The 18,805-nt window shown below is 71.1% G+C and carries 19 protein-coding genes; 11 read left to right on the top strand and 8 right to left on the bottom strand.

What is annotated here, in order from left to right; all coding sequences use genetic code 11:
- Positions 1 to 253: 253 nt before the first annotated feature.
- Positions 254 to 1,921 carry a fumarate hydratase gene (locus GFH48_RS15450; RefSeq protein ID WP_194280595.1) on the bottom strand — a complete coding sequence of 556 codons (1,668 nt, stop codon included), beginning with the start codon at positions 1,919 to 1,921 and terminating at the stop codon, positions 254 to 256.
- A 230-nt stretch (positions 1,922 to 2,151) separates the two neighbouring features.
- On the opposite strand from GFH48_RS15450, the gene GFH48_RS15445 reads away from it, so the two are divergent.
- Both GFH48_RS15445 and GFH48_RS15440 read left to right on the top strand, forming a co-directional pair.
- Positions 2,152 to 2,844: a DUF1707 SHOCT-like domain-containing protein gene (locus tag GFH48_RS15445; RefSeq protein ID WP_153288834.1), complete on the top strand. Its 693-nt coding sequence runs from the start codon at positions 2,152 to 2,154 to the stop codon at positions 2,842 to 2,844.
- 200 nt (positions 2,845 to 3,044) lie between these two features.
- Positions 3,045 to 3,416, top strand: a complete 372-nt coding sequence (locus tag GFH48_RS15440; RefSeq protein ID WP_153288833.1) for a WhiB family transcriptional regulator — start codon at positions 3,045 to 3,047, stop codon at positions 3,414 to 3,416.
- A gap of 213 nt (positions 3,417 to 3,629) precedes the next feature.
- On the opposite strand, the gene glpX is transcribed toward GFH48_RS15440, so the two are convergent.
- On the bottom strand, positions 3,630 to 4,661 hold the full coding sequence (glpX, locus tag GFH48_RS15435; protein WP_153288832.1) for a class II fructose-bisphosphatase: 1,032 nt from the start codon (positions 4,659 to 4,661) through the stop codon (positions 3,630 to 3,632).
- A 125-nt stretch (positions 4,662 to 4,786) separates the two neighbouring features.
- On the opposite strand from glpX, the gene GFH48_RS15430 reads away from it, so the two are divergent.
- Positions 4,787 to 5,305 carry a DUF4245 domain-containing protein gene (locus GFH48_RS15430; protein WP_153288831.1) on the top strand — a complete coding sequence of 173 codons (519 nt, stop codon included), beginning with the start codon at positions 4,787 to 4,789 and terminating at the stop codon, positions 5,303 to 5,305.
- A gap of 135 nt (positions 5,306 to 5,440) precedes the next feature.
- On the opposite strand, the gene GFH48_RS15425 is transcribed toward GFH48_RS15430, so the two are convergent.
- From GFH48_RS15425 to xseA, 3 genes are all read right to left on the bottom strand, one after another.
- Positions 5,441 to 6,031, bottom strand: a complete 591-nt coding sequence (locus tag GFH48_RS15425; RefSeq protein WP_153288830.1) for a malonic semialdehyde reductase — start codon at positions 6,029 to 6,031, stop codon at positions 5,441 to 5,443.
- A 353-nt stretch (positions 6,032 to 6,384) separates the two neighbouring features.
- Entirely contained in the window at positions 6,385 to 6,618 is a 234-nt protein-coding gene (locus GFH48_RS15420; protein WP_153288829.1) for an exodeoxyribonuclease VII small subunit, read from the bottom strand.
- 9 nt (positions 6,619 to 6,627) lie between these two features.
- Positions 6,628 to 7,836 carry an exodeoxyribonuclease VII large subunit gene (gene xseA, locus GFH48_RS15415; RefSeq protein ID WP_153288828.1) on the bottom strand — a complete coding sequence of 403 codons (1,209 nt, stop codon included), beginning with the start codon at positions 7,834 to 7,836 and terminating at the stop codon, positions 6,628 to 6,630.
- 112 nt (positions 7,837 to 7,948) lie between these two features.
- Between xseA and GFH48_RS15410 the strand changes: the two genes are divergently transcribed.
- Both GFH48_RS15410 and ppgK read left to right on the top strand, forming a co-directional pair.
- Entirely contained in the window at positions 7,949 to 8,998 is a 1,050-nt protein-coding gene (locus GFH48_RS15410) for a 4-hydroxy-3-methylbut-2-enyl diphosphate reductase (RefSeq protein WP_153288827.1), read from the top strand.
- A gap of 29 nt (positions 8,999 to 9,027) precedes the next feature.
- Positions 9,028 to 9,777 carry a polyphosphate--glucose phosphotransferase gene (ppgK, locus tag GFH48_RS15405; protein ID WP_153288826.1) on the top strand — a complete coding sequence of 250 codons (750 nt, stop codon included), beginning with the start codon at positions 9,028 to 9,030 and terminating at the stop codon, positions 9,775 to 9,777.
- 208 nt (positions 9,778 to 9,985) lie between these two features.
- Here ppgK and GFH48_RS15400 read toward each other — a convergent pair whose 3' ends face one another.
- Complete coding sequence (locus GFH48_RS15400; RefSeq protein WP_153288825.1) at positions 9,986 to 10,588, bottom strand: DUF6542 domain-containing protein; 603 nt, start codon at positions 10,586 to 10,588, stop codon at positions 9,986 to 9,988.
- Positions 10,589 to 10,764: 176 nt separating this feature from the next.
- Here GFH48_RS15400 and ychF point away from each other — a divergent pair, with 176 nt between their 5' ends.
- Positions 10,765 to 11,853: a redox-regulated ATPase YchF gene (ychF, locus tag GFH48_RS15395; protein WP_153288824.1), complete on the top strand. Its 1,089-nt coding sequence runs from the start codon at positions 10,765 to 10,767 to the stop codon at positions 11,851 to 11,853.
- Between the two features lie 288 nt (positions 11,854 to 12,141).
- Here the strand turns inward: ychF and GFH48_RS15390 are convergent, their stop codons facing one another.
- Together GFH48_RS15390 and GFH48_RS15385 are read right to left on the bottom strand one after the other, a co-directional pair.
- The gene (locus tag GFH48_RS15390) at positions 12,142 to 13,305 is read right to left on the bottom strand and encodes a pyridoxal-phosphate dependent enzyme (RefSeq protein WP_153288823.1); all 1,164 of its coding nucleotides are present in this window, start codon (positions 13,303 to 13,305) and stop codon (positions 12,142 to 12,144) included.
- 104 nt (positions 13,306 to 13,409) lie between these two features.
- Positions 13,410 to 14,627 (bottom strand): serpin family protein, encoded by a 1,218-nt coding sequence (locus tag GFH48_RS15385; protein ID WP_153288822.1) that lies wholly within the window; start codon positions 14,625 to 14,627, stop codon positions 13,410 to 13,412.
- A 196-nt stretch (positions 14,628 to 14,823) separates the two neighbouring features.
- On the opposite strand from GFH48_RS15385, the gene GFH48_RS15380 reads away from it, so the two are divergent.
- The 5 genes from GFH48_RS15380 (at position 14,824) to GFH48_RS15360 (ending at position 18,728) form a co-directional block, all read left to right on the top strand.
- Entirely contained in the window at positions 14,824 to 16,014 is a 1,191-nt protein-coding gene (locus GFH48_RS15380) for a DUF4190 domain-containing protein (protein WP_153288821.1), read from the top strand.
- A 147-nt stretch (positions 16,015 to 16,161) separates the two neighbouring features.
- Complete coding sequence (locus GFH48_RS15375; RefSeq protein WP_153288820.1) at positions 16,162 to 16,914, top strand: GntR family transcriptional regulator; 753 nt, start codon at positions 16,162 to 16,164, stop codon at positions 16,912 to 16,914.
- A gap of 419 nt (positions 16,915 to 17,333) precedes the next feature.
- Positions 17,334 to 17,516, top strand: a complete 183-nt coding sequence (locus GFH48_RS15370) for an SPOR domain-containing protein (RefSeq protein WP_153288819.1) — start codon at positions 17,334 to 17,336, stop codon at positions 17,514 to 17,516.
- A gap of 63 nt (positions 17,517 to 17,579) precedes the next feature.
- Entirely contained in the window at positions 17,580 to 18,014 is a 435-nt protein-coding gene (locus GFH48_RS15365; protein WP_153288818.1) for a (deoxy)nucleoside triphosphate pyrophosphohydrolase, read from the top strand.
- 282 nt (positions 18,015 to 18,296) lie between these two features.
- Positions 18,297 to 18,728: an ATP-binding protein gene (locus tag GFH48_RS15360; protein ID WP_153288817.1), complete on the top strand. Its 432-nt coding sequence runs from the start codon at positions 18,297 to 18,299 to the stop codon at positions 18,726 to 18,728.
- Positions 18,729 to 18,805 lie beyond the last annotated feature (77 nt).

The raw sequence follows: 18,805 nt of genomic DNA, 5'->3' as shown, positions 1-18,805 counted from the left end.
GGATCACAGGCTGCGATCCGGTCATTGCGGAGTGTTCACGGCAAAGCTCGCAAAGATGCCGTCCCGCTGTTCCTGGGACGAAATGGGACACCGGGTGGATGTGCCGGCGACGCGGCGAAGCCGTCCCGGGACGGCCGGCCCGCCGGGAGCCTACGGGAGGCGACAGCGGCGGGAAGCGGCAGCGGGGGCGACGCCGGCGGGAGCAGGGGCGGGGGCGGCGGGGACGGGTTCCTCCCCGGCCGCCCCGAAGGCGCTACGCCAGCCCGGGACCCCGCACCGGGATGTGGGTGAACGTCGGCTCGGGGGCCGGGTTCTGGAAGAAGTCGTTGCCCTTGTCGTCGACCACGACGAACGCCGGGAAGTCCTCGACCTCGATCTTCCAGACGGCCTCCATGCCGAGCTCCTCGTACTCGACGACCTCGACCTTCTTGATGCAGTCCTGGGCGAGACGGGCGGCCGGACCGCCGATCGAGCCGAGGTAGAAGCCGCCGTGCTTGTCGCACGCCTGGGTGACCTGCGCGGAACGGTTGCCCTTGGCGAGCATCACCTTGGAGCCGCCCGCCGCCTGGAACTGCTCGACGTAGGAGTCCATGCGGCCGGCCGTCGTCGGGCCGAAGGAGCCGGACGCGTAGCCCTCGGGCGTCTTGGCGGGACCGGCGTAGTACACCGGGTGGTCCTTCAGGTACTGCGGCATCTCCTCGCCCGCGTCGAGCCGTTCCTTGATCTTGGCGTGCGCGATGTCACGGGCCACGACCAGCGGGCCGGAGAGCGAGAGGCGGGTCTTCACCGGGTACTTGGTCAGCTCGGCGAGGATGTCGTCCATCGGCTGGTTGAGGTCGATCCGGACGACGTCGCCCGACTCGTCGAGGTGCTCCTCGGTCGTCTCGGGCAGGAAGCGCGCCGGGTCGGTCTCCAGCTGCTCCAGGAAGACGCCCTCGGCGGTGATCTTCGCGACGGCCTGGCGGTCCGCGGAGCACGAGACCGCGATCGCCACGGGGCAGGACGCGCCGTGCCGGGGGAGGCGGACCACGCGTACGTCGTGGCAGAAGTACTTGCCGCCGAACTGCGCCCCGATGCCGATCCTCTGCGTCAGCTCGAAGACCTTCTGCTCCAGGTCCTTGTCCCGGAACCCGTGCCCCAGCTCGGAGCCCTCGGCCGGGATCTCGTCCAGGTAGTGCGCGGACGCGTACTTCGCGGTCTTCAGGGCGTACTCGGCGCTCGTCCCGCCGACGACGATCGCCAGGTGGTACGGCGGGCAGGCGGCCGTGCCGAGCGAACGGATCTTCTCCTCCAGGAACTTCATCATGGAGGACTCGTTCAGAACGGCCTTCGTCTCCTGGTACAGGAAGCTCTTGTTCGCGGAGCCGCCGCCCTTGGCCATGAAGAGGAACTTGTAGGCACCGCCGTCGGTCGCGTACAGCTCGATCTGCGCCGGCAGGTTCGAGCCCGTGTTCTTCTCCTCCCACATGGTGAGCGGAGCCATCTGCGAGTAGCGCAGGTTCAGGTTCTTGTAGGCGTCGTAGATGCCGCGGCTCAGGGCCGACTCGTCGCCGCCCTCGGTGAGGACGTTCTGTCCGCGCTTGCCCATCACGATCGCCGTGCCGGTGTCCTGGCACATGGGAAGGACGCCCGCGGCCGCGATGTTCGCGTTCTTCAGCAGGTCCAGGGCGACGAACTTGTCGTTGGCCGACGCCTCGGGGTCGTCGATGATCCGGCGCAGCTGCGCCAGGTGGGCGGGCCGCAGGTAGTGCTGGATGTCGTGGATCGCCTCCGCGGCGAGCGTGCGCAGCGCCTCCGGCTCGACCTTGAGGAACGTCCGCCCGTCGGCCTCGAAGGTGGAGACACCCTCGGAGGTCACCAGCCGGTAGGGGGTGGTGTCCTCTCCCTGGGGGAGCAGATCGGTGTACGCGAACTCAGGCATCTCGCCCATTCCTCACTTGATTTCTCGGGGCTCGGTTCGCCTCCGGGCGCCGAGACCCTTGCCGGGAGCCCGACCACGCTCACTCGGCGGAGGCCGGCCTCCGTCGGCGGGCGTCCACCAGCCTAGAACCTGGTGCGGACGATGGGCTTGTGAGGTAGGGCTCAGTTCGCTGTCCACATCTTTATCCACACCCCTAGTCGCGATCTATCGCGTTTGGGTACGCTGCTGCCGTGGACCTTCAGAAGCGCACCGAAACCCGTGCCGCCGACGCCGAACTGCGCGCGTCGGACGCCGACCGCGACCGGATCGCCGACATCCTGCGCGAGGCCCTCGCCGAGGGGCGCCTCACGGCCGACGAGCACGCCGAGCGGGTCGAAGGGGTGCTGGCCACCAAGACGGTCGGTGACCTCGACCAGTTCGTCCGGGACCTGCCCGCCGCCCACGCGGGCCGCGAGGCGCCCGGGTACGCGACCGCGCCCAACCGCCCCCGGCTCGGCGCCATCCCGGCGGAGGCCGACGAGAACGTGGTGGCGGTGTTCAGCACCGCGATACGCAAGGGCCGCTGGCGCGCGGGCCGTCGTATTCACGCGTACGCCGTCTTCGGCAGCGTCGAGATAGACCTCAGCGAGGCGATCTTCGAGTACCAGCAGGTCGCGATCAAGGCGATCTCGGTCTTCGGCAACGTGGAGATCCGCGTCCCGGAGAACGTGTCGCTGCGCAGCAGCGGAGGCGGGGTCCTGGGCAACTTCGAGGCGGACACGCTGGATTCGGGCGACCCCGACGCGCCCGTGATCTACGTCGAGGGCCTGGCGGTCCTGGGCAACGTCGAGGCGCGGCCCAAGCGGGGCAAGCTGGTCGCGGACATCCTCGACCGCGCGATGGACCGGGTGGACCGGAGTCTGCGCAAGCACCTGGACCGTTGACGCGGGTGAATCCGACGACGTCCGGCGCGCACCGGTCCGGGGCGGCGTGCGCCCCGTCATGAACGACGGACTCCGCTCTTGGAACTCAGTGCATAGGCGCGCGCACAGCGGGTAGGCCTTGCTGCATCGTCTCTTGGAGGGCGCTGCGGGAGTTCCCGCGGTGCCCGGCACGCTCGCGAAGCCGTCGTCAGGAGTAGACCGTGCTGCAACCGCCGCATCAGTCCCTGCAGGTAGCTGCCGTTCCGGCCCAGCGGGCGCCAGTGCGGGACAGGGATCAGGAAGCCCCATGGCACACGGAGGCGGTGTGCCGGCGGGACGAGGCCGGCCTGTTCTTCGCCCCTTCCAAGGAGCCCACGGCGTCCCGGCTGTCCCGCGAGGAGGCGGCCAAGCGCGTCTGCGCCCGCTGTCCCGTGATGGTCGAGTGCCGTGAACACGCGCTGCTGCAACCCGAGCCGTACGGAGTGTGGGGCGGTCTGACCGCGGCCGAGCGCCGGGTGGTGCTGGCCCGGCGCCGCCGCCGTGACCTGGAGCTCAAGAAGGCCACGCGGGGCCCCATAGCGGCGGCCGGCTAGCCGGAGGACACGGGAAAGGGGCGCCCCTCCGCACAGGGGGCGCCCCTTCTCCGTGTGTACGGCTCCGGTCCGCGTGTGCACGCACCGCTCCGGACGACTCTCCGTACGTACCGCTCCTTACCGCCGAGGACGTTCTCCACAGGCACCGCACGGCCTCCGGCGTCCCCGTGGCTCCCCGGCACGCGCGACCGGGCGGTCCCGCGTGCCGCGAAGCTACTTCGCGCGGTCGAAGTCGATCGCGCTGTACGCCCGCAGCTTGCTCAGCCGGTGCTCGGAGGTGATCTGCCGGACCGTGCCCGACTTGGAGCGCATGACGATCGACTCGGTCGTCGCCACCTCGGCGCGGTAGCGCACCCCGCGCAGCAGCTCGCCGTCGGTGATACCGGTCGCGACGAAGAAGACGTTCTCGCCGGAGACCAGGTCGTCGGTGAACAGCACACGGTCGAGGTCGTGGCCCGCGTCGAGCGCCCGCTGCCGCTCCTCGTCGTCCTTGGGCCACAGCTTGCCCTGGATGGTGCCGCCGAGGCACTTCACGGCGCAGGCCGAGATGATGCCCTCGGGCGTACCGCCGATGCCGAGCAGCAGGTCGATGCCCGTTCCCTCGCGCAGGGCGAGGATCGAGCCCGCGACGTCACCGTCGGAGATGAGCTTGATCCGGGCGCCGGTCTCGCGGATCTCCTTGATGATCCCCTCGTGGCGCGGCCGGTCGAGGATGACGACCGTGACGTCCTCGGGGGTGGACTTCTTGGCCTTGGCGACCCGGCGGATGTTCACCGACACGGGTGCGTTGATGTCGACGAAGTCGGCGGCCTCCGGGCCGGTGACCAGCTTGTCCATGTAGAAGACCGCGGACGGGTCGAACATGGTGCCGCGGTCGGCGGCGGCCAGTACGGCGATCGCGTTGGTCATGCCCTTGGCGGTCAGCGTGGTCCCGTCGATCGGGTCGACGGCGATGTCGCACTCGGGGCCGGTGCCGTCGCCGACACGCTCCCCGTTGAAGAGCATCGGGGCCTCGTCCTTCTCGCCTTCACCGATGACGACGACGCCGTTCATCGAGACGGTGGAGACGAGGGTCCGCATGGCGCGTACGGCGGCGCCGTCGGCGCCGATCTTGTCGCCGCGGCCGACCCAGCGGCCCGCGGCCATCGCGGCGGCCTCGGTGACCCGGACGAGTTCCAGGGCGAGATTTCGGTCGGGGGCCTCGGAAGGGACCTCGAGTTCGGACGGCAGATGATGCTCGGTCATCGGAGCGCACCTTTCTGATACGACGACGGCCGGATGAGGGTGTGCCCCGACTCTATCGCCAGACTGACAAAATGAGCAGGGGGCCCCACGGATGAGCAGGCCAGGGCACCTGCGACGATAGGGGGGTGGCAGGTACGAAAGGCAAGCAGACGGTCCGGGACATGCTCCTCTCCCTGGGTCTGATCGGGATCATGGCGGGCGTCATCTACATCTTCATCCCGCACGACGACTCCGAGCCTCCCCTCAAGCGCGTCGACTACCGTGTCGAGCTGCTCACGGCGCGTCGCGCGGCGTCGTATCCGGTGGCGGCTCCCGAGGGGCTGCCCGGGACGTGGAAGGCGACGTCGGTGCGCTACGACGGCGCCGAGTTCGACGCCTGGCACTTGGGCTTCCACGACCCCGAAGGTCAGTACGTGGCGGTCGAGCAGTCCACTCAGCGGGCCGCCGCGTTCATCGACTCGGCCAGCCAGGGCGCCGCGGCCACGAAGGCCACCGAGCGGATCGGCGACCGGACGTGGGTGCGGTACAAGGGTGACAAGTACGACGCCCTCGTGCTGCGGGGCAAGGGGTCGACGACGGTGGTGACCGGGACGGCGTCGTTCGGGCAGCTCGTGAGGATGGCCGGGGCGCTGAAGACGTCGTAGTCAGGGCCGGCCGCCTCCTGGCCGCCGACGGCGGTGGACGACCGCGGGCGACAGCGGGTGAGGACGGACGGCGGCAGACGACAAAGGGCCCCCGGCGCCATTGCCGGGGGCCCTTCTCGTGTGTCCGGGGGGGGATCAGACGGTCGTGACGACCTCGTCGAAGCCCAGGCGCGGGGAGCGCGGGAACCAGGCGTCCTCGCCCGGCTTGCCGATGTTGACGACCATCAGCGGGGTGTGGTCGTCGTCCAGGAACTCCTTCTGGACGCCCGCGAAGTCGAGACCGGTCATCGGGCCGGCGGCGAGACCGGCGGCGCGGACGCCGATGATGAAGTAGGCGGCCTGGAGGGCGGCGTTCAGCGCGGCGTTGCCCTCGCGGACCCCGCGGTCGGCGAAGAAGGCGTCCTTGGCCTGCGGGAAGTGCGGGAACAGGGTCGGCAGCTCCTCGTGGAACTCGTTGTCCGCGGAGAGGATCGCGACCAGCGGGGCCGTGGCGGTCTTGGGCTGGTTGCCCTCGGCCATGTGCTGCACGAGGCGCTCGCGGGCCTCGGGGGAGCGGACCAGGGTGATGCGCAGGGGCGACTGGTTCATCGAGGTCGGGCCGAACTTGACCAGGTCGTAGATCGCCTGGACCTGCTCGTCGGTCACCGGCTCGTCGGTGAACGTGTTCGCGGTGCGGGCCTCGCGGAACAGCAGGTCCTGGGCGGCGGGGTCAAGAACAAGAGACATGGGGAACCTTCTCGGGACGTGCGGTGGATCCGTGGGGATCGGCTGGCAGGAACGACAGTACCCGAGAAAATTTAAGGTTCAACCAAAAAGTCGGCCAGGTGATCCGCTTCACAGGATCGCGGGGGTGGCGCGGGACGACGCGGCGGCGCGCGGGACAAGGGCGCTGCACCGCTCTCGCCGGGGAGTGTCACTCGCTGTCACCCGGGAGTGTCACCGGATTCGTACGGGGAGTGTCACCGGATTCGTACGGTGAGCGGTGTTCCCCACTCGACGGGGTGCCGGTGAGGGCCGGTGGTACCGGAGGGGTGAGCGCGGCGGGACGGCACCGGTGCCGCGGGGCACCGGTGCCCGCGTCACTCGGTGCCCGCGTCCCCGTCCTTCGGTTCCTCCTCCGCCAAGGCCGCGTCCAGCCGGGCCCGGGCGCCCTCCAGCCGGCGGCGGCACACCTTCGCCAGTTCCTCGCCGCGCTCCCAGAGGGCGAGGGACTCCTCCAGGGTCGTACCGCCCGCCTCCAGGCGGCGCACGACCTCGATCAGCTCGTCCCGCGCCTGCTCGTAGCCGAGCGTCTCGTCCACCTTGCCGGTCATGCGCCCACCCTATGCATCCACTCGTACGGAGAATTCACCCTCGGCGACCCGCGCCCGCAGTGCCTCGCCCGCCGTCACCTCGTCCGGGTCCCGGACCACCTGACCGTCGGCCCGCTGCAGCACCGCGTACCCCCGCCGGAGGGTCGCGGCGGGGGAGAGGGCCACCACGCGCGCGTGGGTGTGCGTCAGCTCCGAGTCGGCGCGGTCCAGGAGGTGCCCGAGCGTGCGCCGGCCACGGTCCAGGAGCGACTCGACCTGCTCGGCCCGCCCGTCGACCATCCGGTGCGGATCCTCTATCGAGGGCCGGGCCAGCGCCTGCGCGAGCCCGCGCTCCTCGCGCTCGACGAAGGACCGGACACTGCGCCGCGCCCGGTCGCGCAGGAGCCGCACCCGCTCGTACTCCTCGCCGACGTCCGGTACGACCTTCTTGGCGGCGTCGGTCGGCGTGGAGGCGCGCAGGTCGGCGACGAGGTCCAGCAGCGGACTGTCCGGCTCGTGCCCGATCGCCGAGACGACCGGCGTACGACAGGCCGCGACCGCGCGGACGAGCTGCTCGTCCGAGAAGGGCAGCAGATCCTCCACACTGCCGCCGCCCCGCGCCACGACGATCACGTCCACGCCGTCGAGCGCGTCGAGCTCCTTCACGGCCTGCACGACCTGCGGCACGGCGTGCACTCCCTGCACGGGGACGTTGCGCACCTCGAAGCGGACGGCGGGCCAGCGGTGGCGCGCGTTCTCCAGCACGTCCCGCTCGGCCGCGGAGGCCCGCCCGCACACCAGGCCGATGAGCCGGGGCAGGAACGGGAGTGGTTTCTTCCGCTCGGCCGCGAACAGTCCCTCGGCCGCCAGGGACTTCTTCAACTGCTCCAGACGGGCCAGTAGTTCACCGACCCCCACCGGCTTGATCTCGGTGGCGCGCAGCGACAACTGCCCGCGCGGCGCGTACCACTCGGGCTTCGCGAGTACGACGACGCGGGCGCCCTCGCTCACCACGTCCGACACGGCGTCGAACACCTGCCGGTAGCAGGTGACGCTCACCGAGATGTCGTACGACGGGTCGCGCAGCGTCAGGAAGACGACCCCCGCGCCGGGGCGCCGCGACAACTGTGTGATCTGACCCTCGACCCACACCGCGCCGAGCCGGTCGATCCATCCCCCGATGAGCCGCGACACCTCACCGACGGGCAGGGGAGCGTCCGCGGACGTGTTGAGAGCCATGCGCCCGAGCGTAGTGGCAGGGTCGGACAACGCGGCCGCACGCACCGGGCGGTCACATGCCGGCTCCTGCCGCCCAGGAGGCGATCTTCGGCCTGCCGGGCGCGGCCTTACGATGGGGTGCATGACTGCTTCGCCTGGCCGCCGTGTCCTGCTCGCCGCCCCCCGTGGCTACTGCGCGGGCGTGGACCGCGCCGTGATCGCCGTCGAGAAGGCCCTCGAGCAGTACGGGGCCCCGATCTATGTCCGCCACGAGATCGTCCACAACAAGTACGTCGTGCAGACCCTGGAGAAGAAGGGCGCGATCTTCGTCGAGCGGACCGCGGAGGTCCCCGAGGGGTCCATCGTCATGTTCTCCGCGCACGGCGTCGCCCCTGCCGTCCACGACGAGGCCGCGGCCGGCGGACTCGCCACCATCGACGCCACCTGCCCGCTGGTCACGAAGGTCCACAAGGAAGCGGTCCGCTTCGCGAACGAGGACTTCGACATCCTGCTGATCGGGCACGAGGGCCACGAGGAGGTCATCGGCACCTCCGGCGAGGCGCCCGACCACATCACGCTCGTGGACGGCCCCGGTGACGTCGCCAAGGTCGAGGTCCGCGACCCGTCCAGGGTCGTCTGGCTCTCCCAGACCACGCTGTCGGTCGACGAGACGATGGAGACGGTCGACGCCCTGAAGGAGAAGTTCCCGCAGCTCATCTCCCCGCCCAGCGACGACATCTGCTACGCCACGCAGAACCGTCAGCTCGCCGTGAAGCAGATGGGTGAGGACGCCGACCTCGTCATCGTGGTCGGCTCGAAGAACTCCTCGAACTCCGTACGCCTCGTCGAGGTGGCCAAACTCGCGGGCGCCCGCGACGCGTACCTCGTGGACTTCGCCGGCGAGATCGAGGAGGACTGGCTGGACGGGGTGACGACCGTCGGTGTCACCTCCGGAGCCTCCGTCCCCGAGGTCCTGGTCGAGCAGGTCCTGGAGTGGCTGTCCACCCGCGGCTTCGAGGACGTGGAGATCGTCAAGGCGGCCGAGGAGTCCATCACCTTCTCGCTGCCGAAGGAGCTCCGCCGCGACCTGCGCGCCGAGGCGGCGGCGCTGGTGGGCCGGCGGACGGACGGCGTGTCCGGTTCCTCCGCGGTGTCCGCTGTTCCCGGTATTCCCGAGAAGTGACTGTCAGTCGTACGACGTAACGTAGGGCCATGCAGATCTTCGGTGTGGACATCGGCGGATCCGGGATCAAGGGCGCCCCTGTGGACCTGGACCGCGGCGATTTGACGGAGGAGCGCCACAAAGTGCTCACTCCTCATCCGGCGACGCCCGACGCGGTGGCGGACGGCGTGAAGGAGGTCGTCGGGCACTTCGGCTGGACGGGCCCCGTCGGTATCACCTTCCCCGGGGTGGTCGCCGACGGCGCCACCATTCGTACGGCCGCGAATGTCGACAAGGCGTGGGTCGACACCGACGCGCGCGCCCTGCTGGGCGACCGGCTCGGCGGCCTGCCGGTGACGGTCCTGAACGACGCGGACGCGGCGGGCGTCGCCGAGATGCAGTTCGGTGCAGGCCGCGACCGCCGGGGCACGGTCCTTCTGCTCACCTTCGGCACGGGGATCGGCAGCGCGCTCTTCGTCGACGGCGAGCTGGTCCCGAACACGGAGCTGGGCCACCTGGAGCTCGGCGGCCACGACGCGGAGAAGCGCGCCTCCACGAAGGCCAAGGAGGACAACGAACTGACCTGGGAGCACTGGGCGCGCCGGGTCACGAAGTACCTCACCCATGTGGAGATGCTCTTCTCCCCGGAGCTGTTCATCATCGGCGGTGGCGTCAGCCGCAAGGCGGACAAGTTCCTGCCGCTGATCGAGGGCATCAAGGCGGAGATCGTCCCGGCCCAGCTCCAGAACAACGCGGGGATCGTGGGCGCGGCGATGAGAGCGGCGAAGACGGCGTCGTAGGCCCGGCTTCCGGGACACGGGGCGCGGGTCCTGCGACGGGCCCGTCTCCCTCCGGCCGACCGGCCCGTCCTTCCCTCGGCCGACGGGCCCCCGCAGCCGAGCCCGCACCGTGTCCAGGCGCGGGCAGCCGTGTCCGAGTGCGGGCAGCCGTGTCCGACGGTGGCGGCGACCGCCCGCCCGCCGGCCCCCCGCCACCCCCCTCCGTTCCCTAGCCGAGTTGTCCGGCCGACCTCGACTGAGGGGTGGTGGGGGTGGTGGCCCGGCGGGGCGCGGGGGTCCGGCTCCGCCGCTGCGCGGCCCGGCGGGTCATCTGCCGCGCCTTGCGGACGGTCGCGATGACCCCCGCGACCAGCGTGCCCCCGTACAGCCAGCCGGCCTGCGTGGCCAGCGCGGTGACGAGTCCCATCAGGCGGCCGCTGCCGCCCCCGCCGGCGAGGGGCAGCAGCCCGAACGCGAACGCGATCGGCACGACCACGGGCGCGCTGACGAGGTCTCCGCGCCGCACCCAGAGCGCGGTCAGCGCGCAGACGGGCAGGAACAGCACGCCGTACACGGCCGCGGACGCCCCGAACAACAGCTGGTCGGCGCAGGCGAGGACGAACATCGCCGCGGCGCAGAACAGCCCGCTGCCGAGCCCGGTCAGCCGGGGGTTCGGCAGCCGCCCCCCGCTCCCCGCGGGCAGCGGCGCGGGCCGTCGTGCGGGCGGTGTGCCCTTCTGCGGGCCGACGGTCGCACTCCGCCCGGCCTGGGCGGGAAGAGGCGCGTCGCGTCGCTGCCGGTACTGAGGGGGGCGCGTCCTGTGTTGCTCCACTGGACCAACTTAGGTCGGTTTATGTGTGGAACAGGTCCTCAGACACGCCGATGAGCAGACCTTGGCCATGCGTTCGACGGGTCGCCGGTACGGGAGCGCGCACGCCGTAGACTGGTGGATCGGCCCGAGCAGTCCACAGGGTCCTTCGCCCATCCTCACGTACGGGAAGTCGCAACGTGTCGCTCACGATCGGAATCGTCGGTCTGCCGAATGTCGGCAAGTCGACCATGTTCAACGCCCTGACCAAGAACGACGTGCTGGCGGCCAACTACCCGTTCGCCACGATCGAGCCGAACGTCGGCGTGGTCGGCGTCCCCGACGCGCGCCTGACGAAACTGGCCGAGATCTTCTCCTCCCAGAAGATCCTCCCGGCGACCGTCGACTTCGTCGACATCGCGGGCATCGTGAAGGGCGCCTCCGAGGGCGAGGGCCTGGGCAACAAGTTCCTCGCGAACATCCGTGAGTCCGACGCGATCTGCCAGGTCATCCGCGCCTTCCAGGACGAGAACGTCGTGCACGTCGACGGCAAGGTCTCGCCCAAGGACGACATCGAGACGATCAACACCGAGCTGATCCTCGCCGACCTGCAGACCATCGAGAAGGTCCTGCCGCGCCTCCAGCGGGAGTCGCGGATCAAGAAGGACATCGGGCCGAAGGTCGCGGCCGTCGAGGCGGCGAAGGAGATCCTGGAGAAGGGCGACACCCTCTTCTCCCAGGGCATCGTCCAGGGTTCCGGCAACGAGGAACTCCTCCATGACCTGCACCTCCTCACGACCAAGCCCTTCCTCTACGTCTTCAACGTGGACGAGGACGAGCTGGTGGACGAGGACTTCAAGACCGCGCAGCGTGCCCTGGTCGCCCCCGCCGAGGCGATCTTCCTCAACGCCAAGCTGGAGGCTGACCTCGCCGAGCTCGACGAGGAGGAGGCGATGGAACTCCTGGAGTCGGTGGGCGTCGAAGAGCCCGGCATGGCGACCCTGGCCCGCGTCGGCTTCGACACCCTCGGCCTGCAGACCTACCTGACGGCCGGCCCCAAGGAATCCCGCGCCTGGACCATCAAGAAGGGCGCCACCGCCCCCGAGGCCGCCGGAGTCATCCACACCGACTTCCAGAAGGGCTTCATCAAGGCCGAGGTGATCTCCTTCGGTGACCTGGTGGAGACCGGCTCGGTCGCCGAGGCCCGAGCGAAGGGCAAGGCCCGCATGGAGGGCAAGGACTACGTGATGCAGGACGGCGACGTCGTGGAGTTCCGCTTCAACGTGTAGCCGCCGACGTCTCGCCCCATCGCTGATCCGGCGAACGTACAGGTCAAAGAGGGCCCGGCTCTGCGGAGTCGGGCCCTTTGTCCTTTCCCGTGCCGGGATGGTGCCGGGACGGCTGACCCCTCGTCACAGGATTTCTCACGCCCCGGGGCTCTGCACCGCACAGATTCCGGGCCGTGGCCTCTTCCTGCTCGTTCGACACAGCCGGGGCACGGGTGAGGCGGCGTACGGCGTCGGGGTAGGGCAGGTGGTGGCGAATCCCGTGCAGGGACGGCGTCACGGTGGTGGTCCTCATGGCTGCGCTGTCGTGAGCGGCCCGGGGCCGGAGCCGTCGCTGCCGGAGCTCGCCCGCTCCCTGGCCAGTCCCGTCTTCGCCCCCGCCCCGCACAGCGGTACCACCGCCGTCCGGGTGCCGAGGACACCGTCGCGTACGGCCGCCCAGCACGCCACGCCCGTCGACTCGACGTAGAGGCCCTGCGACGCCAGGTCCCGCTGGGCGTGCCGGATCTGGTCCTCCGTCACGGTCAGGAAGGCGCCACCGGAGTCACGGACGGCACGCAGGATCTGGCGGGCCCGCGGCGGGCGCGGTACGGCGATGCCCTCGGCGGAGGTGGGGGCCGTCGGGGTGGTGCCCACGAGGTCGTCGGCGCCCTCGTCCCAGGCGTGCGCCAGCGGTGCCACGGCGGCGGCCTGGACCGCGTACAGCGCGGGCCGCCGGTCGATGAGTCCCGCACCGTGCAGCTCGGCGACGGCGAGGGCGGCGCCGAGGAGGAGTGTCCCGTTGCCGACCGGGACGACGAGGACGTCGGGGAGGCGTCCGCCGAGATCCTCCCAGAGCTCGTGCACGTACGTCTTCGTGCCGTGCAGGAAGTACGGGTTGTGGACGTGGGAGGCGTAGAAGGTGCCGGGCTCGTCCGCCGCCTCGCGCGCCGCCAGGGCCGCCGCCTCCCGGTCCCCGTCCACGAGGCGCACCTGTGCCCCGTGCGCCTCGATCTGCTCCAGCTTCTTCGGCGACGTTCCTCCGGGGACGTACACCGTGCACGGCAGCGCGGCCCGCGCGCAGTAGGCCGCGATCGCCGTCCCGGCGTTGCCGCTGCTGTCCGCGAGAACCCGTCGGGGCCGCAGCCGCAGCGCCAGTTCGGCGAGCAGGACGGCGCCGCGGTCCTTGAACGACAGCGTCGGCATCAGGAAGTCCAGCTTCGCCGAGACGCCCTCGCGCAGTGTCACCAGCGGAGTGCGTCCCTCGCCCAGACTGACCGTGGGCGCGGACAGGGGCAGGCACTCCGCGTACCGCCACAGTGAGTTCACGCGCCCGGTCAGGGACTTGAGCGACGCGGGGGTCGGCGCGAAGTCCAGGTCGAGCGGGCCGCGACAGACCGGGCAGCACCAGTCGAGCGAGCCGCCGGGGACGCGCGTGCCGTCCGCCGGGCAGAAACAATCCGGCAAAGCTGTCATGAGCGCAGGTTATGCGCGTACGGCGGCCCGTGCCGGGAGGGCTCCCATACCGTTCCCGGGATCGGCCGGGAGCGGATCCCCCGAGCCCTCCCATGTCCCGGCGGTCACCACGCGTCCGGGCTCTCGTCCTCGTCGTACCCGTCCTCCCCGAACGGCTCCGGATCGGTGATCCACCCGGCCGCGAGGACCAGGCGCGAGGTGCGGTGCAGGGCGAGGAAGCCGAAGGGGCGGTCGAACACGGCCTCGATGGTGGTGGTGAGGTGGCGGAGGTCGGGGAGTCCCGCCGCCACGCCGGTGAAGGCCGTCACCGCCGCGGCGCGGAAGCCGAGGGCGCCGAAGGCCGCGGTGGCGGACTGCCGGGCCGACCCCACGCACAGCGGCCGGTCACTGATCCCCGGGAAGTGCGGACGCCGGGCGTCCCTCGCCGAGCTGAGGCCGAACAGCTCGTGCAGGCCCAGGAGATCGTGGTCCGCGGCGAGGTCGAAGGCCACGGTCGTGACGTGGAGGGACGGCGGGGACGGGACCCCGGACCGCTCGCGCGACACCCGCAGACCGGGGCCCGCCTCGCCGTACGGCAGTTCGTGCCCGGGAACGGCCCGGACCCGGCGCGCCAGGACGTCCACGCCCGCGCCCAGGACCTGACCCGCGCTCATCCGCTCCTCGCCGAGCAGGAGATGGACATCGACGCCGGTGGTGCCGAGGACCTTCAGCTCGGTGACCGCCCCGTGCGGTGTGTCGGCCACACCGACCCGGTCCAGCAGGACGGTGTCGCGGTGGAGCCCGCGCAGCTCCCGGTGCAGCCAGGGGCCTGCGTCGGGTTGGAGGAATCCGTCCGTGAACGGCCGGAACCACTCGGTGCGCAGGGCGAGCGCGCTCGCGACCACCAGTTCGGTGCCCTTGCCGAGGTCGGCCGGCAGCCGGGAGATCCGCCCGTCCGTCCGCTTCCGCGCCCAGGCGTCCAGCGCCGCCGCGTCGTCCTCGGGCCGGCCGGTGAGCACTCCGCGCGCCTGGGCGGGCAGACCCGCCTCCCACTCCTCCCGGAGTTCCAGGGTCCGCTCGGTCCACAGCCCGAGCGCCGAGTCGAGGCCCCGTATCTCCCGCAGGCCGCCCAGCAACTCGCGCCCCGCGGCCGCCGCTTCACCGGCCGGCAGTCCCACCGCGTCCGCGAGCTCCGTACGCGCCGCGCCACCCGCCCCGTCCGCGAGGAAGGCCAGCAGCGGCCAGACCCCGGCCGCCGAGAACACGGTTCCCCCGGACACCGCCCCCGCCCAACGGGCCGTCAGCCCGTTGACCGCCCGGATCGTCGCGTTCGTGATCCGCATTCCGTCCCCGCCCCCGTCACGCTTACGATGCGCCCAGCCGTACGTCAGTCATATGTTCCTCGGACACCGTTCCTCGGACACCAGTGCTGCCGCGGTCCGTGTCATCGGTTCTTCACGCCAAAATTCCCCGTCGGCTCCGCACGGCTTCCCGAGCCGGCTCCGCGCGACCTCCTCAGGACAAGGAGCAACGTAACCCGTGGCCATACCCCCGCCGCCCGGGCCCCATCAGCCCGAGGGCCCGTATCCCCCGCCGGGCCAGGGGCCGTACCAGCCTCCCCCCTATCCCCAGGGCCCGTACCAGGCATGGGGCCAGGGCTACTTCCCGTACAACCGTCCCGCGCCCTTCAACGGGCTCGCGATCTCCGCGCTGGTGCTCGGCTTCCTGTGCTTCCTGCCGGCCGTCGGTCTGGTGCTCGGGATCGTCGCCCTCGTGCAGATCAGGAAGCGGGGGGAGCGGGGCAGGGCGATGGCGGTGACCGGCATGGTGCTGTCCACGCTCGGCATCGCGCTGTTCGTGCTCGCCGTAGCCGCGGGCGGATCGCGCGACTTCTGGGACGGCTTCAAGGACGGAGTGGGCGACTCGGCGGGCAGTGCCTTCTCGCTGAGGAAGGGTGACTGCTTCGACGCGCCGGGCGGTTCCCTGGAGGGTGTGGCGTACGACGTCGACAAGGTGCCCTGCGCCGGACGGCACGACGCCGAGGTGTTCGCGGACTTCAGGATGAGCGGCGGGAGCTATCCGGGCGACAGCAAGGTCGTCGACGCCGCCGACACCAGGTGCTACGCGCTGCGGGCCGCGTACGCGATGGACGCGTGGGCCGTCCCGGACAACGTCGACGTGTACTACTTCACGCCCACCCGGGAGAGCTGGCGCGGTGGCGACCGCGCGGTCACCTGCATGTTCGGGAACACGGACGGCAAGAGCGGTCTGACGGGCTCGCTGCGCAAGGACGCCCTGACGCTGAACGCCGATCAGACGGCGTACCTGCGGGCCGCGGACGTACTCAACCAGGCGATGGACACGGCACCGGACAAGGCGTACGTCGAGGACGACCTGCCGGGTCACAAGGCGTGGGCGGGCAGGGTCTCCGGCGCGCTCGACGAGCAGGCGCGCCTGCTGCGCGGCCACGGCTGGGGCCCCGCCGCCGAGAAACCCCTCGCGGCCCTCGTCGGGAACATCGAGGCGTCCCGCAAGGAGTGGACGAAGGCGGCGGCCGCCCCCGACGCGGACACCTTCTACGCGCACTACGAGAAGGGCCTGAAACTCATCGACCCGAGCAGGGCGGTCACGGCACGCAAGGTTCTGGGTCTGGCCACCACTCCGCCCTCAGACGGGTCGGACGAGGGCGCGCGGGGCGACGGGGCGGGTGGCGGCGGTGTCGAGGTGTGACACGGGCTACAACGGGGAGAAAGTGCCTGGGTAAAGCCCTCGGCAGTGACAGGTAATCACATCGAGTGATTCTCTGGCCTTCGCTTGCATGGCACAACCCACGGTTGCCAGGCTGTCGCTGTCTGTACAATCTGATGGGAGCGGCCAGTGACTTTCGGTGAACAGCCGGCCTACCTGCGCGTCGCGGGTGATCTCCGCAAGAAGATCGTCGACGGTTCACTGCCACCACACACCCGCCTCCCGTCGCAGGCCAGGATCCGCGAGGAGTACGGGGTCTCGGACACCGTCGCGCTGGAGGCCCGCAAGGTGCTGATGGCAGAGGGCCTGGTCGAGGGGCGCTCGGGTTCGGGGACGTATGTGCGGGAGAGGCCGGTGCCGCGCCGGGTCTCCCGCTCCGGGTACCGGCCGGACAGCGGTGCGACCCCGTTCCGGCAGGAGCAGGCCGACGTGGCCGCGCGCGGCACCTGGGAGTCGCGCAGCGAGCAGGCCGAGGCGAGCGGGGCGATCGCGGAGCGCCTCTCGATCCCGCCCGGCGACCGCGTGATGTGCACGAAGTACGTGTTCCGGGACGCGGGCGAGGCCATGATGCTCTCCACGTCGTGGGAGCCGCTCGCGGTCACGGGCCGTACGCCGGTGATGCTTCCCGAGGAGGGCCCGCTCGGCGGCATGGGTGTCGTGGAGCGGATGGCCGCCATCGACGTGATCGTGGACAACGTCACGGAGGAAGTGGGCGCCCGCCCCGGTCTCGCGGAGGAACTCCTCGCGCTGGGCGGAGTGCCCGGGCATGTGGTCGTCGTCATCCAGCGCACGTACTTCGCCTCGGGGCGTCCGGTCGAGACGGCCGACATCGTCGTACCGGCGGATCGCTACCGCGTCGCGTACCACCTGCCGGTGAAGTAGCCGCGGGGGTGGTCGAGCGCCGCGGTCGTAGCCGCGGGGGTGGTCGTAGTCGAGGGGTGGTCGAAGGCCGCGGTCGCGGCCGTGACCGTGTCGCCGCGGTGGCCGCGGCCCTCGCCGTCCTCGCCCGCTCCGCGGTCGTGGCCGTCGCCAAGTGGCCCTCACGCGCCGCCGGTTGGAATCTGGCCTTTCTCAAATGCCGTGCGGGGGGCGGCGTTCGCGCTGCCTGACGGGCGCACGGAGGGCGGTCGACGGCGCACACGCAGGCACACGTCCCCTCCGTACTGGCCGGTTGCGTACCTCTTTGTGAAAAGCCGTATTCGCTGCGTGAAGGTTAGGCGTAGGCTCGGGCATATGCGGAGTGCGGTTTCGTTGGAGTGCGGGTTACGGCGTGGGCCGGGGGCGAGAAGTGGAGGGGCTCGATGAACGACGGCACGATCACTCTTCCCTGGCTCGTCATACGGCAGGACGACAACGGCAACCGCTATCGCGTCGGCAGGTACGCGACCCGGGCCGAGGCCCAGAAGATCGCTGACAGCCTCGACGACCGCGGACACAAGCAGCTCTACTGGGTCGAGCGGATCGGCCCGAACGGCGTCAGGTGACGCTCGCCCCGGCGCCGCTCCGCGACGTCCGGGGCCGGTGTGCCCTGTCGTAGGCTCCGGCGCATGGACGAAACGATCGTGGTCGTGGGGGGTGCCCTGCTGCACGACGGACGCCTCCTCGCCGCGCGCCGCAGCGCGCCTCCCGAACTGGCCGGACGCTGGGAACTGCCCGGCGGCAAGGTCGAGCCGGGCGAGGCGCCCGACGCCGCCCTCGTGCGCGAGCTGCGCGAGGAACTCGGTGTCGTGACGGAGGCCGTGGAGCGCGTCCCGGGGGAGTGGCCTCTTCGGATGCCGTACGTGCTCCAGGTGTGGACCGCGCGGCTGCTTCCCGGCTCGGGCGACCCCGAACCCCTGGAGGACCACGACGAACTGCGCTGGCTGACCCCGGACGAGATCTGGGACGTGGACTGGCTGGACCAGGACGTCCCCGCGGTGAAGGCCACGCTGCCTCACTGGACCACCGCCTCCGCCGGGCACGACGCCGACCGCCGGCCGTAGAACCTCGGCGCGTCCGTGCCTGTGTCGGTGCCGGTGCCTGTGTCCGTGCCGGTGCCGGTGCCCGTGTCCGCGTTCGTGTTCGCGTCTGTGCGGTGTCAGCGTCCGAGTCCGAGTCCGAGTCCGCGGCGGTGTCCGGTGGTGAGGGGGGCGTGGGGAGTCGGAGCGCGCGAGCCTTCTTGATCGGTTGGGGTTCCGTACGCCGTTTGTGCCACAGTGCTCCTGCCCGCGCGGTAAAGCGCCGCGGATATCGGGTATGTGCCCATTAACCCCACGAAACCGGACATGCGTGGGTTCCTGTCCTGGGAAGTGATCGGCGTGATCGACACCGTTGGCGACTGCGCCGAGTGGACCTTTCCCGCGGAGCCGGGTGCCGTCCGCACGGCCCGCGCGGTCGTCCGCGGCCAGCTGCGCACCTGGGAGCTGGACGTCCTCGGCGACGTGACCGCGCTCCTGGTGAGTGAGCTGGTGACCAACTCCCTGCGGTACGCCACCGGCCCCATCGGCGTTCGCCTCGTCAGACCCGCGGGCGTGCCGGACGCCCTGCTGGTGGAGGTGTCCGACCCGCTGCCCGACCCGCCCCGGGAACGGGCCGCGGGCACCGACGACGAGAGCGGGCGCGGTCTGCAACTGGTGGCCGGTTCCTCCCGCCGCTGGGGCACCCGCCCCGGGGACACCGGTAAGACGGTCTGGTTCGAGCTGGCCGTCCCCGGCTGAGCGTGCCGAACGGACCGTGCCGAGCGGACCGTACCCGGCGGAACGTACCGAGCCGACCGTGGCGAGCCGAGCGTGCC

The sequence above is a fragment of the Streptomyces fagopyri genome, assembly GCF_009498275.1.
Classification (GTDB): domain Bacteria; phylum Actinomycetota; class Actinomycetes; order Streptomycetales; family Streptomycetaceae; genus Streptomyces; species Streptomyces fagopyri.
This window is presented reverse-complemented; position numbering and strand designations above follow the sequence as displayed.

Excerpts from the sequence above, each read along its gene's own strand:
- GFH48_RS15365 (WP_153288818.1), top strand. The coding sequence starts at position 17,580 with ATGGACGAAACGATCGTGGTCGTGGGGGGTGCCCTGCTGCACGACGGA.
- GFH48_RS15360 (WP_153288817.1), top strand. The coding sequence starts at position 18,297 with ATGCGTGGGTTCCTGTCCTGGGAAGTGATCGGCGTGATCGACACCGTT.
- xseA (WP_153288828.1), bottom strand. The coding sequence starts at position 7,836 with ATGGCTCTCAACACGTCCGCGGACGCTCCCCTGCCCGTCGGTGAGGTG.
- GFH48_RS15425 (WP_153288830.1), bottom strand. The coding sequence starts at position 6,031 with ATGTCTCTTGTTCTTGACCCCGCCGCCCAGGACCTGCTGTTCCGCGAG.
- GFH48_RS15370 (WP_153288819.1), top strand. The coding sequence starts at position 17,334 with ATGAACGACGGCACGATCACTCTTCCCTGGCTCGTCATACGGCAGGAC.
- glpX (WP_153288832.1), bottom strand. The coding sequence starts at position 4,661 with ATGACCGAGCATCATCTGCCGTCCGAACTCGAGGTCCCTTCCGAGGCC.
- ppgK (WP_153288826.1), top strand. The coding sequence starts at position 9,028 with ATGCAGATCTTCGGTGTGGACATCGGCGGATCCGGGATCAAGGGCGCC.
- GFH48_RS15385 (WP_153288822.1), bottom strand. The coding sequence starts at position 14,627 with ATGCGGATCACGAACGCGACGATCCGGGCGGTCAACGGGCTGACGGCC.
- GFH48_RS15420 (WP_153288829.1), bottom strand. The coding sequence starts at position 6,618 with ATGACCGGCAAGGTGGACGAGACGCTCGGCTACGAGCAGGCGCGGGAC.
- GFH48_RS15390 (WP_153288823.1), bottom strand. The coding sequence starts at position 13,305 with ATGACAGCTTTGCCGGATTGTTTCTGCCCGGCGGACGGCACGCGCGTC.
- GFH48_RS15450 (WP_194280595.1), bottom strand. The coding sequence starts at position 1,921 with ATGCCTGAGTTCGCGTACACCGATCTGCTCCCCCAGGGAGAGGACACC.
- GFH48_RS15410 (WP_153288827.1), top strand. The coding sequence starts at position 7,949 with ATGGGGTGCATGACTGCTTCGCCTGGCCGCCGTGTCCTGCTCGCCGCC.